Below are 15,389 nucleotides of genomic sequence, written 5' to 3' on the forward strand. Positions count from 1 at the left end.
ATGCCCGATATGGAAAGTTTCTGGAAAGATCTAGAGGATACTTACCAATCTGTTTTGTCTGCACCAAGTTTTGATGCTTGGATAAAAACAACGCAACCGCTAAAGTTGGAGAATAACCAATTATGGTTAGAGGTTCCTTCTGCTGTTCATAAAGACTATTGGGAAAAGAATTTGGCCGCAAAAATCGTCGAAACAGGCTTTAAATTGACTGGTGCTGAAGTGATGCCTCATTTTGTTGTTACTGGTGAAAAAGAAATGATGTCGATGCATGAAGAGAAAAAAAACCCTGTAACGCAGGAAAAAATTGCGGAACATGGGAAAAAAGCTTTATTGAATCCAAAGTATTCTTTTGACACCTTTGTTATCGGAAAAGGAAACCAAATGGCGCATGCAGCGGCTTTAGTCGTAGCAGAAGACCCTGGTTCTATCTATAACCCTCTGTTTTTTTATGGTGGCGTTGGACTTGGTAAAACCCATTTAATGCACGCAATTGGTCATCAAATGCTGCAAAATCGACCCGATGCGAAAGTAAAATATGTCAGTAGCGAAACCTTTACAAATGAATTTATCAATTCGATCCAAACGAAAAATTCAGAACAATTTAGAAAAGAATATCGAAATGTTGATTTACTATTAGTCGATGATATTCAATTTTTAGCAGAGAAAGAAGCAACATTGGAAGAATTTTTCCATACCTTTAATGATTTGTATAATGAAAATAAGCAAATCGTATTAACAAGTGATCGACCGCCTAATGACATTCCAAAATTACCTGAACGATTAGTCTCTCGCTTTGCATGGGGGCTTTCTGTTGATATCACACCACCGGACTTAGAGACACGAATTGCCATTTTACGGAAAAAAGCTGATGCAGAACGTTTAGAGATTCCTGACGATACACTTAGCTACATTGCAGGTCAAATCGATTCTAATATTCGTGAATTGGAAGGCGCACTTGTCCGAGTTCAAGCATTTGCCACGATCAATGGGGAAGATATTACCACTAGCTTAGCAGCAGATGCTTTAAAATCGTTAAAATCTGTCGGTAGCCAAAATCATCTATCGATTTTACAAATCCAAGAAGAAGTGGCAAAGTATTACCATATCCAATTAAAAGATTTAAAAGGCAAGAAACGTGTAAAATCTATTGTTGTTCCTAGACAAATTTCAATGTACCTTTCTAGAGAGATGACAGAAAACTCTCTACCAAAGATCGGGGCAGAATTTGGCGGAAAAGATCATACAACCGTTATTCATGCTCATGAAAAAATTCAGCAATTAATGGAAAAAGATCCGACCATACAAAAAGAAGTTGGGGAAATCAAAAACTTGCTTAATTCATAGACTGTGGATAAGAAGAAGAAAAAGTGAAAAGTTTTCCACAGGTTATGCACAAGTGGAAAACTTATCTTTTATTTCATTTCCAGACTTTTCCACAGAATTAACAGCACCTACTACTTTTATTATTTATTATATATAAATACAAAACTGTTTTTGAAAAATTTATGCTTTTAAATTCAATTAAAAAAGGAGTTCAATCATTATGAAATTAACCGTAAAAAGAAGTATCTTCTTACAAGAATTACAAACTGTTCAACGAGCTATTTCGTCTAAGACAACTATCCCAATTTTAACAGGTGTAAAAATTGTTTTAACGGACGAAGGACTATCCTTAACAGGTAGTAATGCAGATATTTCTATTGAAAGTTTCCTAAGTAAAGAAGACGAAAAAGCTCAAATGACCATTGAATCAACTGGTAGCATCGTTTTACAAGCACGTTTCTTTGGAGAAATCATTCGTAAATTACCAGAAGACATGTTTACATTAGAAGTGTTGGACAATAATCAAGTTGCAATTACTTCAGGAAAAGCTGATTTTACAGTTAACGGACTAGATGCAGACAATTATCCACACCTTCCTGTTATCGATGCTAAAAATCAAATTCAATTACCTATTCATCTGTTGACAAAAATAATCAACGAAACGGGTTTTGCGGTTTCACTTCATGAAAGTCGTCCAATTTTGACTGGGGTTCATTTTATTTTAGAAGATCAAAAATTATTAGCTGTTGCAACAGATTCACATCGTTTGAGTCAACGAATCATTCCTATCGAGCAAGCGGCTGAAAATTTTAATATTGTCATTCCAGGAAAAAGTTTGACTGAGCTATCTCGTTCATTCACGAATGAAGAAGAAATGGTGGAAATTAGCATCATGGAAAACCAAGTATTGTTTAAAACCCAAAATATGTATTTCTATTCTCGTTTGTTAGAAGGTAATTATCCTGATACCAATCGTTTAATTCCTACAAGTTTTAATACCGAAATCGATTTTTATGTACCTGAATTATTATCAGCCATCGATCGTGCGTCTTTACTATCACATGAAGGCCGCAATAATATCGTTCGTTTAGCAATTGCTTCTGATTCTGTTGTTCTTTACGGGAATTCTCCAGAGATCGGTAAAGTAGAGGAACCATTAAACTATGAAAAAGTAACGGGTGATCCTTTGGAAATTTCTTTCAACCCAGATTATATGAAAGATGCCTTACGTGCATTTGGTGATATGAGTATTACAGTCAAATTTATTTCTGCGATTCGTCCATTTACATTAGAACCGACTGAAACTGATTTAGACTTTATTCAATTGATTACACCTGTTCGTACGAACTAAAAAATCGATAAAAAAGTGAGTGAGAAAAAACTGAAATTTAGTTTTTCCCACTCACTTTTTCGTATTTATTGTAACTAAGATCCAAAATAAAAATTGTTATCCAGCCTCATATTTTTTAATAAGTTTTTTTGTTTTAGTTCCCATAATTGTGAAGTAGATAGCGCCAAACATAAAAAACATCATTGGCATTATCTGAATTATTAAAAAGAATGTCTGCATAAGTATCATTCCAAACAATTGTAGACCAGTATACTCCCAAATACTTGATGTTAAGTACCACGAAGAGAGGTTCTCAAATGACGGTTGTAACATAAAAAAATAAAGAATCATTAGTGTTCCCCAAATAATTGCTTGATCATACAAACGTTTATAGCGTTCATTAATGGATGAAGCATCTGAAAATATATCCAACTCTTGATTTGTACTATTCAGTGGGACAAAAAATTGAAACCCACTACTTTTCGTCCCACTGATATGCTGCCAACCACTATCTTCAAATAAAGTCAGATAAGCAATATAATCAGATTTCTTTTTAAATGTCTGATAATCAATCCTGTAATTCTGTGTTCTTGGAACTATCTTCTCAAATGTATAGATCCCCCACGCATTATATTTTACCAATGCCCAACCTTGTTCAGCCATCTTATTCAAATACTGTTCTTCTTTTTTTATATCACTAAACAATTTTAATTTTTTCATGTTGCCCCTCCTCTATAATAAGTTATCAGCAAGTGCCACTAATTCTTTTAATCGTTCAACTTCAAGCTTTAAAACTTCTTTGCCTTTATTGGTTAATTTATATACACGCCGCCGTTTATCCTCTCCAGGCACCTCACAAATTAGTTTTTGTTTTAATAGATTTTCTGTTGCGCCGTACATTGTCCCAGCTGCAATGCGTACTCGTCCGTTGCTTATTTCCTCCACTTTTTGCATGATAGCATATCCATGAGAAGGTTCAATTAGTGCCATCATAATATAAAACGTTGTTTCTGTTAGAGGTAAGATCTTGCTACTATTCATTTATCGTACACCTTTTATAGAATTATTTTTATACAGTGTAACTGTATATCTAGATTGTATATCGTTTAACTGTATAATTCAATAGTTTATCAAGAAAAATCTTAAATGAAAAATACTGAAAAAAATTTCAAGAGACAAAACTTACAAATTTCTCCTTAAAATGCATTTTAAGCCTTTTTTAATCATTAGAATATTTTTTATCGATTGTATTCAAAATTGCTTAGAAGTAAAATTAGACGGATAAATTTGTTTTTTGACGTAAAAAAGAGTATAATATGTGAGTAAAAGTGAAATCAAAAAAGAGGGATGCATTTTGAAAAAGACGATTGTTTTAGAGACGGACTATATGACACTAGGTCAAGTCTTAAAAGAAGTCGATGTTATCAGTAGCGGCGGCGGTGCCAAATGGTACTTAGCGGAAAATAGTGTTTTTGTAGATGGGGAATTAGAGAATCGTCGCGGCAGAAAATTATATGCTGGTATGATGCTCGAGATACCTGAAGAAGGTACTTTTTTTATGATTAAAAAAGACGAGGCAGTCGATGAGACTGAATGAAATCGAGGTGCAGCATTATCGTAATTATGATGGGCTGACCTTAGATTTTCCTAAAACCTTAAATATTTTTCTAGGGGAAAACGCACAAGGCAAGACGAACCTTTTAGAAAGTATTTATGTTTTAGCAATGACTCGCAGTCACAGAACCAGTAACGAGAAAGAATTGGTTCATTGGGATTCCGATTCAGCAAGAATCAGCGGAGTTATCGAAAAAAAGACAGGAACAGTACCGCTGGAAATCATTATTTCTACTAAAGGTCGCAAGACAAAAGTCAATCATATTGAACAAAAGCGTTTGAGTTCGTATATCGGTCAACTGAATGTCATTTTATTTGCGCCGGAGGACTTATCCCTAGTCAAAGGCTCACCGCAATTACGTCGCAAGTTTATCGACATGGAATTAGGCCAAGTCAATCCGATTTATTTGTATGATCTGGTTCAATATCAGTCTGTTTTAAAACAACGTAATCAATATTTAAAGCAGTTAGCTGAAAAAAAGCAGTCTGATCACATTTATTTAGATATTTTAACTGAACAATTGGCGGAATTTGGTGGTAAGGTTTTGTTTGCTCGTTTAGAATTTATTAAAAAATTAGAGCACTGGGCGAATTTACTGCATAAAAAAATCAGTCATGGAAAAGAAGAATTAGCGATAGACTATTTTTCAAGTATCCCGTTAGACAAAGAAAATTTTTCACTAGAAGAGATCCAAAAGCAACTGCTCCAGAGCCTTCTTGATAGCCGGAAACGTGAGTTGTTTAAGGCAAATACTTTTTTGGGTCCTCATCGAGATGACCTGATTTTTAATGTAAATGGACAAAACGTCCAGACATATGGTTCACAAGGACAGCAAAGAACTACGGCTCTTAGCGTAAAGCTTGCGGAAATTGATTTAATGTATTCAGAAACAGGTGAATATCCTGTCTTATTATTAGATGATGTCATGAGTGAGTTAGATAATGAACGACAATTGCATCTGTTAGAAACGATTGAAGGCAAGGTTCAGACTTTTTTAACAACAACCAGTTTGGATCATTTAAACAATAAATTAACCGTTGAACCAGATATATTTTATGTTCATCAGGGAGAGATAGAGAGGGAAGCATAATATGACAGAAGAAGAAAAAAACATGAACGAACGCGCACAAGAATATGATGCCAGTCAGATTCAGGTATTGGAAGGTCTTGAAGCCGTTCGTAAACGTCCTGGTATGTACATAGGATCGACGAGTTCGGAAGGACTACACCACTTAGTTTGGGAGATCGTTGATAATTCGATCGATGAGGCTTTGGCAGGTTTTGCCTCAAGCATTCAAGTCATTATTGAAGAGGACAACAGTATTACTGTTGTCGATGACGGACGTGGTATTCCAGTTGGTATCCAAGCCAAAACAGGCAGACCTGCTGTAGAAACAGTCTTCACCGTTCTTCATGCTGGAGGAAAATTTGGTGGTGGCGGATATAAAGTTTCCGGCGGACTTCACGGAGTAGGTTCCTCTGTTGTTAATGCTCTATCAACAACATTAGACGTAAAAGTTTACAAAGAAGGAAAAATTTATTATCAAGAATTCCATCAAGGCGCTGTAAGAGATGATTTAAAAGTGATCGGTGAAACAGACCGTCATGGGACAGCTGTCCATTTTATTCCAGATCCAGAAATCTTTACAGAAACAACAACGTTTAATTTTGATAAATTAGCAACTCGTGTCCGAGAGCTAGCATTTTTGAATAAAGGATTAAAAATCTCTATTGAAGATAAACGTGAAGAAAAGCCTGTCTTGAAAGAATATCATTATGAAGGCGGGATCAAAAGTTACGTAGAACATTTGAATGCGAATAAAGATGTGTTATTCCCAGAACCTGTTTTCATTGAAGGGGAACAACAAGATATCATCGTGGAAGTGTCTATGCAATACACTGATGGCTATCATACCAATTTATTAAGTTTCGCCAATAATATCCATACGTATGAAGGCGGAACCCATGAATCAGGATTCAAAACGTCATTAACGCGTGTAATTAATGATTATGCGCGTAAACAAAAGATCATGAAAGAAAATGATGAAAACTTAACGGGGGAAGATGTTCGTGAAGGATTGACAGCTGTTGTTTCTATCAAACATCCGGAACCACAATTTGAAGGACAAACCAAGACAAAATTAGGAAATTCAGAAGTTCGTACGGTTACAGATCGTTTATTCTCTGAGTATTTCAATAAATTCTTGATGGAAAATCCAACTGTTGGGAAACAAATCGTAGAAAAAGGTTTACTAGCTTCTAAAGCTCGTATGGCTGCTAAACGTGCACGTGAAGTGACTCGTCGTAAAGGGGCACTTGAAATTAGTAATTTACCTGGTAAATTAGCCGATTGTTCAAGTAAAGATCCTGAAAAATGCGAAATTTTTATCGTCGAAGGAGATTCGGCCGGTGGTTCAGCAAAACAAGGCCGTAGTCGTGAATTCCAAGCAATTTTACCAATTCGTGGGAAAATCCTAAATGTTGAAAAAGCCAGCATGGATAAAATTTTAGCGAATGAAGAAATCCGTTCACTATTTACAGCGATGGGAACAGGATTTGGAGCTGATTTTGATGTATCGAAAGCGCGTTACCACAAACTAGTAATTATGACCGATGCCGATGTTGATGGTGCCCATATCCGTACGCTCTTGCTAACGTTGTTCTATCGTTTCATGCGCCCAGTTGTTGAAGCGGGTTATGTCTATATCGCTCAACCACCTTTATATGGGGTCAAACAAGGGAAAAATATCACATATGTTCAACCAGGGAAAAATGCTGAGGAAGAATTAGCTGAAATTTTAGCCTCTTTACCAGCAAGTCCTAAACCAAGTGTTCAGCGTTATAAAGGACTTGGAGAGATGGATGACCATCAATTATGGGAAACAACGATGGATCCTGAAAGACGTTTGATGTCACGTGTCAGTGTTGATGATGCGATCGAAGCCGATCAAATTTTTGAAATGTTGATGGGAGACCGTGTTGAACCACGCCGCGCATTTATTGAAGAAAATGCCCATTACGTGAAAAATCTAGATATTTAATGAAGAAGGAGATAAATTCATGAGTGAAGAAATGAAAGAGAACATTCAAGATGTTAATCTGACCAGTGAAATGAAAGAATCCTTCATTGATTATGCAATGAGCGTTATTGTGGCGCGTGCGTTGCCTGATGTTCGTGATGGGTTGAAACCTGTTCATCGTCGTATTTTATATGGAATGAATGAACTAGGTGTAACACCAGATAAACCACATAAAAAATCTGCTCGTGTTGTAGGGGATGTAATGGGTAAGTACCATCCTCACGGCGATTCATCGATTTATGAAGCGATGGTGCGGATGGCTCAACCATTTAGTTACCGTAGTATGTTAGTAGATGGACATGGAAACTTTGGTTCTGTTGATGGTGATGGAGCGGCTGCAATGCGTTATACCGAAGCAAGAATGAGCAAAATTGCTCTGGAAATGCTGCGTGATATCAATAAAGATACAGTGGATTTTCATGGTAACTATGATGATTCTGAACAAGAACCAGACGTATTACCCGCACGTTTCCCGAATCTTTTAGTCAATGGAACAACGGGGATTGCGGTTGGGATGGCAACAAATATTCCACCTCATAACTTAGCTGAAGTAATTGAAGCAACTAGCTTGCTGATGGAAAATCCTGATATTACAACCAACGAATTGATGGAAGTACTGCCTGGACCTGATTTTCCTACAGGTGGTTTGGTGATGGGGAAATCTGGTATTCGTCGAGCTTATGAAACAGGTCGTGGATCAATCACTGTTCGTGCGAAAGTAGACATTACGGAAATGCCGAATGGAAAAGAGCGGATCTTAGTTTCTGAATTACCCTATATGGTCAATAAAGCGAAATTAATCGAACGAATTTCCGAATTACACCGTGAAAAGCGGATCGAAGGAATTACTGATCTACGTGATGAATCTTCTCGTGAAGGTATGCGGATCGTCATTGATGTTCGTCGTGATGTCAGTGCTTCAGTTATTTTAAATAATCTATATAAAATGACCGCATTACAAACTTCTTTCGGTTTCAATATGTTAGCGATCGAAAAAGGCGTGCCGAAAATTTTAAGTTTGAAACAAATTCTTGAAAACTATATAGAGCATCAAAAAGTAGTTATTACACGTCGTACAGAATTTGATAAGAAAAAAGCTGAATCGCGTGCGCACATCTTAGAAGGATTACGAATTGCCTTAGATCACATTGATGAAATCATTTCGATTATCCGAAATTCAAATGCAGATGATGAAGCAAAAGCTTCTTTGATCGAACGATTTGAATTTTCTGATCGCCAAGCGCAAGCTATTTTAGATATGCGTCTACGTAGTTTGACTGGTTTGCAACGAGATAAAATCGAAAATGAATACCAAGAATTATTGAAGTTTATTGCTGATATGAATGATATTTTAGCTCGCCCAGAACGTGTAGTTGAAATCATCAAAACTGAATTAGGTGATATTCGCGATAAATATGGTGATGCTCGCCGTACGGAACTACTAGTTGGTGAAGTGTTGAGTTTAGAAGATGAAGACTTGATCGAAGAAGCAGAAGTTGTTATCACACTTACAAATAATGGCTATATCAAACGTGTAGCGAATAGCGAGTTTAGAGCACAGCGTCGTGGTGGACGTGGTGTTCAAGGAATGGGTGTTCACGATGATGACTTTGTGAAAAACCTTGTCTCTTGTTCAACACATGATACATTACTATTCTTTACGAACAATGGAAAAGTGTATCGTGCTAAAGGGTACGAAATTCCAGAATATGGCAGAACAGCTAAAGGAATCCCAGTGATCAATTTGTTAGGTATTGATTCTAGTGAGAAAATCCAAGCAATCATCGCTGTTGAAGGACAAGCTGAAGAAGGACATTACTTATTCTTCACGACCCGTAAAGGTACGGTTAAACGTACCGCAGTCAAAGCATTTTCTAATATTAGAAGCAATGGTTTGATCGCGATCGGTCTAAAAGAAGAGGATGAACTAGTCAATGTTGTCTTGACGAATGGCGAACAAAATATGATTATTGGAACCCATAATGGTTACTCTGTGACTTTTGCTGAAACCGCAGTCCGTGATATGGGTCGTACAGCATCAGGTGTACGCGGTATTCGTCTAAGAGAAGATGATTACGTCGTAGGAGCCTCTTTACTCAACGCTGACACGGAAGTTCTAGTGTTGACGGAAAATGGTTACGGCAAGCGTACAAAAGCCTCTGAGTACCCTGTGAAGGGCCGTGGCGGTAAAGGAATCAAGACAGCCAACATTACAGCGAAAAATGGTCCGTTAGCTGGACTCACAACTGTTCGCGGTGATGAAGATATTCTAGTGATTACCAATAAAGGTGTCATTATTCGTTTCAATGTGGATTCAGTTTCTCAAACAGGTCGTGCTACATTAGGTGTGCGCTTGATGAGAATGGAAGAGGATGCAAAAGTTGTGACGATGGCCGTTGTTGAACCAGAACCAGATGAAATGGTTGAAGAAGTTGAAGGTGTAGAAACAACAGTGATCGAAACTGAAACGCTAGATACAGATACAACGACAGAAGAATAAACGAAAAAGGACATTTCGGTGGAAGGCTGAGATGTTCTTTTTCTGCATAATTTTTCAATTCAAAAAAAATATAATATCATTTCGCTTTGTTTTGAAAAAAAGTATGATTATAATAAGAGTAATCAGAAGTGAGAGGTAAAAATTATGACACAAGAGAAATTATTATTATATAAAACTTTTTCAAAGCAATTAAATATTGGAACGGCACTATCAAATTTTATTGAAAACATACTGGAAATATTTGGAGGGAAAACAACTGTTTTTGAACGTAGACCGATTACTTTTTCAGAGTATCTTTATGTGGAGATGATCACTTTTTCAAATGGTTTTCAGATCCGAACGAGTTTGAAAAGAAATCCAGAAACGTTTGAAATAGAAGCTTTTGCATATTCAGAACCGAATCATGTTTATTTATCAAATTTGACTTCAGAAGAATTAAATTTAATGTATTTACTTGTCAAAAAAGAAAGAGAAAAAATGATGAATCAAAAATATTCTGAAGTAGATCAAAGAGAGTTAGAGGTGATGTCATCGTTACTGATGAATTTGAAAGTTATCACAGGTGAAATTATCTAGTTGAGAGCTACATTTCTTTTTGAAAAGAGTATGATAATTGTCATACAGCGGAATCCGTCATAATAAGTTTATCAATTAATTAGGAGCAGACAAATAGGACAAATCACAATGAAAAAATTGAAGTATTAAGAGTAGAAAACGAAAACTTGAAATTACGTATAGCAATGATGAAAGAAGATAATAAAAATGATTGGAATTCATGGATTTGGGTATTAGTTCCAGTGATGGGAGTGCTCGTTGGATTGGTAAGGACGATTTTTTAAAGTTAATGAAGAGGAGAGACAAAGACGTTCAACTCTTAGTGCTTGATATGATTGAAGCTTCCGTAGTCTGTTTTTTTCTTGCCATTTATTTGAACGTAGAGAGAGGCTGGGATGGAAGTTGCGAGTGTAAAATAAACTGTGTAAGTAGCGAATTCTAAGTGACAGGGGTGTAACTCGCAGCGATACAACCCTGTCACTCTTGCATTATTTTTTTATCTTTTGACTCATCAATGTACATCGCCCAACTGCAGTCAGTTCACCAACATCATTAAACACTTTGCCTTCCCAAACCTGTATTGTTTGTCCCACACGATTGGCGGTAGCCTCAACGGTCACTGTTCCACCAGCAACGCTTTTTAAATGGCTGATCTGAAGATCAATCCCTGCCGCATAGGAATCCTGATTTAGCTGTTCATTAGCGCCTAAACTACATGCTGTTTCAATCAAAATACCATTCATTCCTCCATGTAAAATCCCGTAAGGCTGTTTATGGAAATCTGCTATTTTCATTGTTAGAATAACTTTTTCTTTAGATAGTTCAGCTGTTTCTATTTTTAAATAATCTAATAAATGCATGAAAATCAATCCTTTCTTTCTTAAAAAAATCATTGTTGGATCGAATCCAGAAAAGCGATCACCTTATCTAGATTCAACTCATGATAACTTAAAGAATCAAAGTAGAAAACTTTTTCTTTGGGATAATCTTTTAGATCAAATTGTTTTTGTAGTCCTGGAACACAGATAATAGCATCTGCTTCTTGGGCGATAACGTTGATATCCGCAATGGAGTTGTCTAAAGTAGCGATCCAGTGACTATTTTTCTTTTCAAGTGCTTGATTTAGCAGAGTTACTAGTTCATTTTGTTTAAACATGCCTAGGATATTTCTGTTGGGTAGTTTACTTTTTCCAATCATTGGTGTACCTTGATATACTACAATTGCTGTGCTCATAAAAATCTCTCCTTTGTGATTAACGACTCAATAATAATAGTAACTAAGTTATTAAATGTTCACAAGGAAATTCATATGATTTAGTAATTTTATGCTTCGAGCAAAGAATTATTTTTTACTTTTGTAGTATAATTTATTTTTGTAAGTTTAAGTAGAAAGTAGAGGAATCACTTATGGGGTGTCTAGGAAATATTATTTGGTTTATTTTTGGCGGTTTTGCTGGTGGTTTGGCTTGGTTTTTAGCTGGGGTACTTTGGTGTATTACGATTGTTGGGATTCCGATTGGGCTGCAGTGTTTCAAGCTTGCGGGCCTATGTTTTTGGCCGTTCGGTAAAAGGGTTGTTTATAGTACGAGCACGAGTTCGTTTTTAGTGAATATTATATGGTTAGTACTCAGCGGATTTTGGTTAGCAGTAGGACATTGTGTTAGCGGAATTATTTTATGTGTAACGATTATTGGAATTCCGTTTGGCATGCAGTCATTTAAACTAGCCAAGCTGGCGTTGATGCCATTTGGTGCGCAGGTTGTTCCTACAAATAGTGTTTATATGGAATAATAGTAAAAAAATAGAATAAGATAAAGACCAAGAAAAAAGCATGCTTGTTTTTTTCTTGGTCTTTTTTTCGTCTCTTGACAATGAAAAAAAATATTGTTATATTCTCATGTGGTCAAAACGTAATCGTTACGTTTTGACTGGCGTGAATCGGAAAGGAGCAGTCAGATGAACAATTAAAACCTATACAAAAATGCATTTTTCGCATTAGCAATTATTTTAAGATATAGTTAGGAGATTAAAGATGAAGAAGTTAATGCTCATTATTACAGGTTTATTTTTACTAACGATTAGTTTAACTGCTTGCACTAAACCGAAAACTGAAACAAAGAACAAAGATCAAAAACAGCTAACGATTGTCACCTCTTTTTATCCAATGTATGAATTTACAAGAAATATTGTCGGGGATACTGGCGAGGTTACATTAATGGTGCCTGCTGGAACTGAAGCGCATGATTATGAGCCTTCTGCAAAAGAAATCGCCAAATTGCAAGATGCAGATGCTTTTGTTTACAATAGTGAATATATGGAAACTTGGGTTCCAAAGATGGAAAAATCACTAAAGAATGTGACCAGTATCAAAGCAAGTGAAGGGATGGTTCTTTTACCTGGAAGTGAAGATCATGATCATTCGGCAGAAGAAAATCATGACGGACATTCTCATGATTATGATCCCCATTTATGGTTGAGTCCTTTTCGAGCAATCAAAGAAGTTGAGACGATTAGAGATGGTTTGATTAAACTTTTTCCAGAACAAAAAGCGACATTTACTAAAAATGCAGCAGAGTATATCGAGCAATTAACAGAGCTTAACAAGTTGTATGAAACCAAGTTGACGAATGCTAAACAAACGAATTTTATTACCCAACATACTGCTTTTTCTTATCGGGCCTTAGATTATAACTTAAAACAAATACCGATCGCAGGAATTTCTCCCGATCAAGAACCACAGCCTTCTCGGATTGCAGAACTGAAAAAATTAGTTGAAGAAACAGGAATCAACTATATCTATTTTGAAGAAAATGCAAATGACCGAGTAGCGAAAACCTTAGCAAACGAGACAGGTGTTGAATTACTTGTATTAAATCCGTTAGAAGGCCTTACCAATGAGGATATGGAAGCAGGGAAAACATACATTAGCGTGATGAAAGAGAATTTAGAAGCATTGGTAAAATCAACTGAAGTTCCCCCGAAAAAAGAACTAACTGAAACTGCTGTGAACAAGACAGTTTCAAATGGGTATTTTGACGACAAGGATGTTAAAGACCGTGCCCTTTCTGATTATGCAGGTGAGTGGCAATCGGTGTTTCCTTATTTAGAAGATGGCACATTTGATCAAGTATTTGATTATAAAGAAAAACTAACGAGAAAAATGACGGCGGAAGAATACAAAGCCTATTATCAAATAGGATATCAAACAGACGTGGATCGAATTGATATTAGCAAAGATGCTATGACATTTATAGTAAGGGATAAAAAGTACACCTCAAAATATAAATACGCAGGAAAAGAAATCTTAACCTACAAAGCCGGAAATCGTGGGGTTCGCTATTTATTTGAAGCCATAGAAGATACGCCGTATAAGTATGTTCAATTTTCAGATCATGGGATCGCACCTTCAAAAGCAGTGCATTTCCATATTTATTTCGGTGAGGAAAGTCAGCAAAAATTATTAGAAGAAATGGATAATTGGCCGACATACTATCCTGTTGATATGACTGGATTTGATATTGCGCAAGAGATGTTAGCGCACTGATAATCATGTAAATCGTTAAATTTAACTCCATCAAAAATCGACTAGTTGAGGTTTTTGATGGGGTTATGTTTAGTTGTTTTTCTAAATCCAATTGCAAAGCGGCAAGACAGAACGAGATACTGCTCCACTTTAAATGTTGGATTTTCTTATATTCTCTTTGTAACTATTCTCTTTTGTCTAGTAAATGTTCATTCAATTTCACCACCCTCTAAACCGTCTATCATTCTAAAATTTCTATATTTGTGTATAATAGAAACATTGAAAACAATCAGCTCAGCTTTTGCTTTGAAACACAGTGAATGAAATGAACTGATGTTGAAAAGTACAAGACTTTCATAGAAAGTGCTGCTCATTAGTGTTATCTAGCTGCACAAATCAATCCTTAGGAAAATAAATAAATTGTCAGTGAAACAAAGAGCGTTTCAATGCCGATTTCCTGATTTTCTACAGAATTAACCGATTTGTTCCGCTTTTATTGTTATCTAGCTACGCGGGCTAGCCTCTCGGGAAAAAGATAAATTATGAATGAGGCAAAAAGCACCTCAGTCATAATTTCCTATTTTCCAGTCGAGGCTGGACGAGCCCACTACGCTTTTAAAATTATAAGGAGGTTTCTTCATGAGAAACTGGACAACAATCAAAGAATACGATGAAATTTTATTTGAACAAGAAGGTAAAGTGGCAAAAATCACGATTAATCGTCCTCAAGTACACAATGCCTTTACCCCAAAAACCGTTATGGAAATGATTGATGCATTCAACATTAGTCGTGATAAACAAGATGTCGGCGTCATTATTTTAACGGGTGCAGGAGACAACGCATTTTGTTCTGGTGGTGACCAAAAAGTCCGCGGTCATGGTGGCTATGTAGGGGAAGATAGTGTTCCTCGTTTAAATGTATTAGATTTACAACGCTTGATTCGTGTGATTCCAAAACCTGTTATTGCGATGGTTAAAGGATATTCGATCGGCGGCGGAAATGTCCTTCAACTTGTTTGTGATCTAACGATTGCAGCGGATAACGCTAAATTCGGTCAAACAGGACCAAATGTAGGTAGTTTTGACGGGGGGTACGGTTCTGGATACTTAGCTCGTGTAGTTGGTCATAAAAAAGCCAAAGAAGTCTGGTTCTTATGTAAACAATATTCCGCTGAAGAAGCGCTGGATATGGGGTGGATCAATACAGTCGTACCCTTAGCAGATGTTGAAGATGTTACAATGGAATGGGCAGAGGAAATGTTGAAGAAAAGTCCGCTTGCTTTGCGTATGATCAAAGCGTCTCTAAATGCCGACACAGATGGATTGGCTGGAATTCAGCAATTAGCTGGAGATGCAACGTTACTCTATTACACAATGGATGAAGCCAAAGAAGGACGTGATTCGTTTAAAGAAAAACGTGATCCTGATTTCGACCAATTTCCTAAATTTCCATAAAATAAAAG

Annotated in this window: 14 protein-coding genes; 10 read left to right on the forward strand and 4 right to left on the reverse strand. The window is 36.4% G+C overall.

Annotated elements, in window-relative coordinates; all coding sequences use genetic code 11:
• Window positions 1–1,344, forward strand: coding sequence for a chromosomal replication initiator protein DnaA (dnaA, locus tag AC4BBR_RS00005; RefSeq protein WP_490460568.1), 1,344 nt, complete (start codon window positions 1–3; stop codon window positions 1,342–1,344).
• 199 nt (window positions 1,345–1,543) lie between these two features.
• Complete coding sequence (dnaN, locus tag AC4BBR_RS00010) at window positions 1,544–2,674, forward strand: DNA polymerase III subunit beta (RefSeq protein ID WP_490460569.1); 1,131 nt, start codon at window positions 1,544–1,546, stop codon at window positions 2,672–2,674.
• Window positions 2,675–2,770: 96 nt separating this feature from the next.
• Here dnaN and AC4BBR_RS00015 read toward each other — a convergent pair whose 3' ends face one another.
• Window positions 2,771–3,373, reverse strand: coding sequence for a DUF2812 domain-containing protein (locus tag AC4BBR_RS00015; RefSeq protein ID WP_490460570.1), 603 nt, complete (start codon window positions 3,371–3,373; stop codon window positions 2,771–2,773).
• A 12-nt stretch (window positions 3,374–3,385) separates the two neighbouring features.
• Window positions 3,386–3,694 carry a PadR family transcriptional regulator gene (locus tag AC4BBR_RS00020; RefSeq protein WP_490460571.1) on the reverse strand — a complete coding sequence of 103 codons (309 nt, stop codon included), beginning with the start codon at window positions 3,692–3,694 and terminating at the stop codon, window positions 3,386–3,388.
• A gap of 313 nt (window positions 3,695–4,007) precedes the next feature.
• Between AC4BBR_RS00020 and yaaA the strand changes: the two genes are divergently transcribed.
• The 5 genes from yaaA to AC4BBR_RS00045 all read left to right on the forward strand — a co-directional run bounded on the left by yaaA (window position 4,008) and on the right by AC4BBR_RS00045 (window position 10,424).
• Window positions 4,008–4,250: a S4 domain-containing protein YaaA gene (gene yaaA, locus AC4BBR_RS00025; RefSeq protein WP_490460572.1), complete on the forward strand. Its 243-nt coding sequence runs from the start codon at window positions 4,008–4,010 to the stop codon at window positions 4,248–4,250.
• Window positions 4,237–5,358: a DNA replication/repair protein RecF gene (gene recF / locus AC4BBR_RS00030; RefSeq protein WP_490460573.1), complete on the forward strand. Its 1,122-nt coding sequence runs from the start codon at window positions 4,237–4,239 to the stop codon at window positions 5,356–5,358. Before yaaA ends, recF begins: the two co-directional genes overlap by 14 nt.
• A 1-nt stretch (window position 5,359) precedes the next feature.
• Window positions 5,360–7,309 carry a DNA topoisomerase (ATP-hydrolyzing) subunit B gene (gene gyrB / locus AC4BBR_RS00035; RefSeq protein WP_490460574.1) on the forward strand — a complete coding sequence of 650 codons (1,950 nt, stop codon included), beginning with the start codon at window positions 5,360–5,362 and terminating at the stop codon, window positions 7,307–7,309.
• A gap of 19 nt (window positions 7,310–7,328) precedes the next feature.
• Window positions 7,329–9,848: a DNA gyrase subunit A gene (gyrA, locus tag AC4BBR_RS00040; protein WP_490460575.1), complete on the forward strand. Its 2,520-nt coding sequence runs from the start codon at window positions 7,329–7,331 to the stop codon at window positions 9,846–9,848.
• Window positions 9,849–9,992: 144 nt separating this feature from the next.
• Window positions 9,993–10,424, forward strand: coding sequence for a hypothetical protein (locus AC4BBR_RS00045; protein WP_490460576.1), 432 nt, complete (start codon window positions 9,993–9,995; stop codon window positions 10,422–10,424).
• 467 nt (window positions 10,425–10,891) lie between these two features.
• Here AC4BBR_RS00045 and AC4BBR_RS00050 read toward each other — a convergent pair whose 3' ends face one another.
• Both AC4BBR_RS00050 and AC4BBR_RS00055 read right to left on the reverse strand, forming a co-directional pair.
• Window positions 10,892–11,263: a PaaI family thioesterase gene (locus AC4BBR_RS00050; RefSeq protein ID WP_490460577.1), complete on the reverse strand. Its 372-nt coding sequence runs from the start codon at window positions 11,261–11,263 to the stop codon at window positions 10,892–10,894.
• Window positions 11,264–11,292: 29 nt separating this feature from the next.
• The gene (locus AC4BBR_RS00055) at window positions 11,293–11,637 is read right to left on the reverse strand and encodes a hypothetical protein (RefSeq protein WP_490460578.1); all 345 of its coding nucleotides are present in this window, start codon (window positions 11,635–11,637) and stop codon (window positions 11,293–11,295) included.
• Window positions 11,638–11,810: 173 nt separating this feature from the next.
• Here AC4BBR_RS00055 and AC4BBR_RS00060 point away from each other — a divergent pair, with 173 nt between their 5' ends.
• From AC4BBR_RS00060 to menB, 3 genes are all read left to right on the forward strand, one after another.
• A complete protein-coding gene (locus tag AC4BBR_RS00060; protein ID WP_490460579.1) occupies window positions 11,811–12,194 on the forward strand; it encodes a YccF domain-containing protein in 384 nt (127 codons plus the stop codon).
• A gap of 241 nt (window positions 12,195–12,435) precedes the next feature.
• Window positions 12,436–13,947 carry a zinc ABC transporter substrate-binding protein AdcA gene (locus AC4BBR_RS00065; RefSeq protein WP_490460580.1) on the forward strand — a complete coding sequence of 504 codons (1,512 nt, stop codon included), beginning with the start codon at window positions 12,436–12,438 and terminating at the stop codon, window positions 13,945–13,947.
• A gap of 618 nt (window positions 13,948–14,565) precedes the next feature.
• A complete protein-coding gene (gene menB, locus AC4BBR_RS00070; RefSeq protein ID WP_490460581.1) occupies window positions 14,566–15,381 on the forward strand; it encodes a 1,4-dihydroxy-2-naphthoyl-CoA synthase in 816 nt (271 codons plus the stop codon).
• The last annotated feature ends 8 nt before the right edge of the window (window positions 15,382–15,389 follow it).

It is taken from the genome of Enterococcus sp. AMC1251, assembly GCF_058216535.1.

Coding starts and splice junctions, on each gene's coding strand:
- AC4BBR_RS00055 (WP_490460578.1), bottom strand. CDS start 11,637: ATGAGCACAGCAATTGTAGTATATCAAGGTACACCAATGATTGGAAAA.
- recF (WP_490460573.1), top strand. CDS start 4,237: ATGAGACTGAATGAAATCGAGGTGCAGCATTATCGTAATTATGATGGG.
- dnaN (WP_490460569.1), top strand. CDS start 1,544: ATGAAATTAACCGTAAAAAGAAGTATCTTCTTACAAGAATTACAAACT.
- AC4BBR_RS00020 (WP_490460571.1), bottom strand. CDS start 3,694: ATGAATAGTAGCAAGATCTTACCTCTAACAGAAACAACGTTTTATATT.
- menB (WP_490460581.1), top strand. CDS start 14,566: ATGAGAAACTGGACAACAATCAAAGAATACGATGAAATTTTATTTGAA.
- gyrB (WP_490460574.1), top strand. CDS start 5,360: ATGACAGAAGAAGAAAAAAACATGAACGAACGCGCACAAGAATATGAT.
- AC4BBR_RS00045 (WP_490460576.1), top strand. CDS start 9,993: ATGACACAAGAGAAATTATTATTATATAAAACTTTTTCAAAGCAATTA.
- dnaA (WP_490460568.1), top strand. CDS start 1: ATGCCCGATATGGAAAGTTTCTGGAAAGATCTAGAGGATACTTACCAA.
- AC4BBR_RS00060 (WP_490460579.1), top strand. CDS start 11,811: ATGGGGTGTCTAGGAAATATTATTTGGTTTATTTTTGGCGGTTTTGCT.
- AC4BBR_RS00015 (WP_490460570.1), bottom strand. CDS start 3,373: ATGAAAAAATTAAAATTGTTTAGTGATATAAAAAAAGAAGAACAGTAT.
- AC4BBR_RS00065 (WP_490460580.1), top strand. CDS start 12,436: ATGAAGAAGTTAATGCTCATTATTACAGGTTTATTTTTACTAACGATT.
- AC4BBR_RS00050 (WP_490460577.1), bottom strand. CDS start 11,263: ATGCATTTATTAGATTATTTAAAAATAGAAACAGCTGAACTATCTAAA.
- gyrA (WP_490460575.1), top strand. CDS start 7,329: ATGAGTGAAGAAATGAAAGAGAACATTCAAGATGTTAATCTGACCAGT.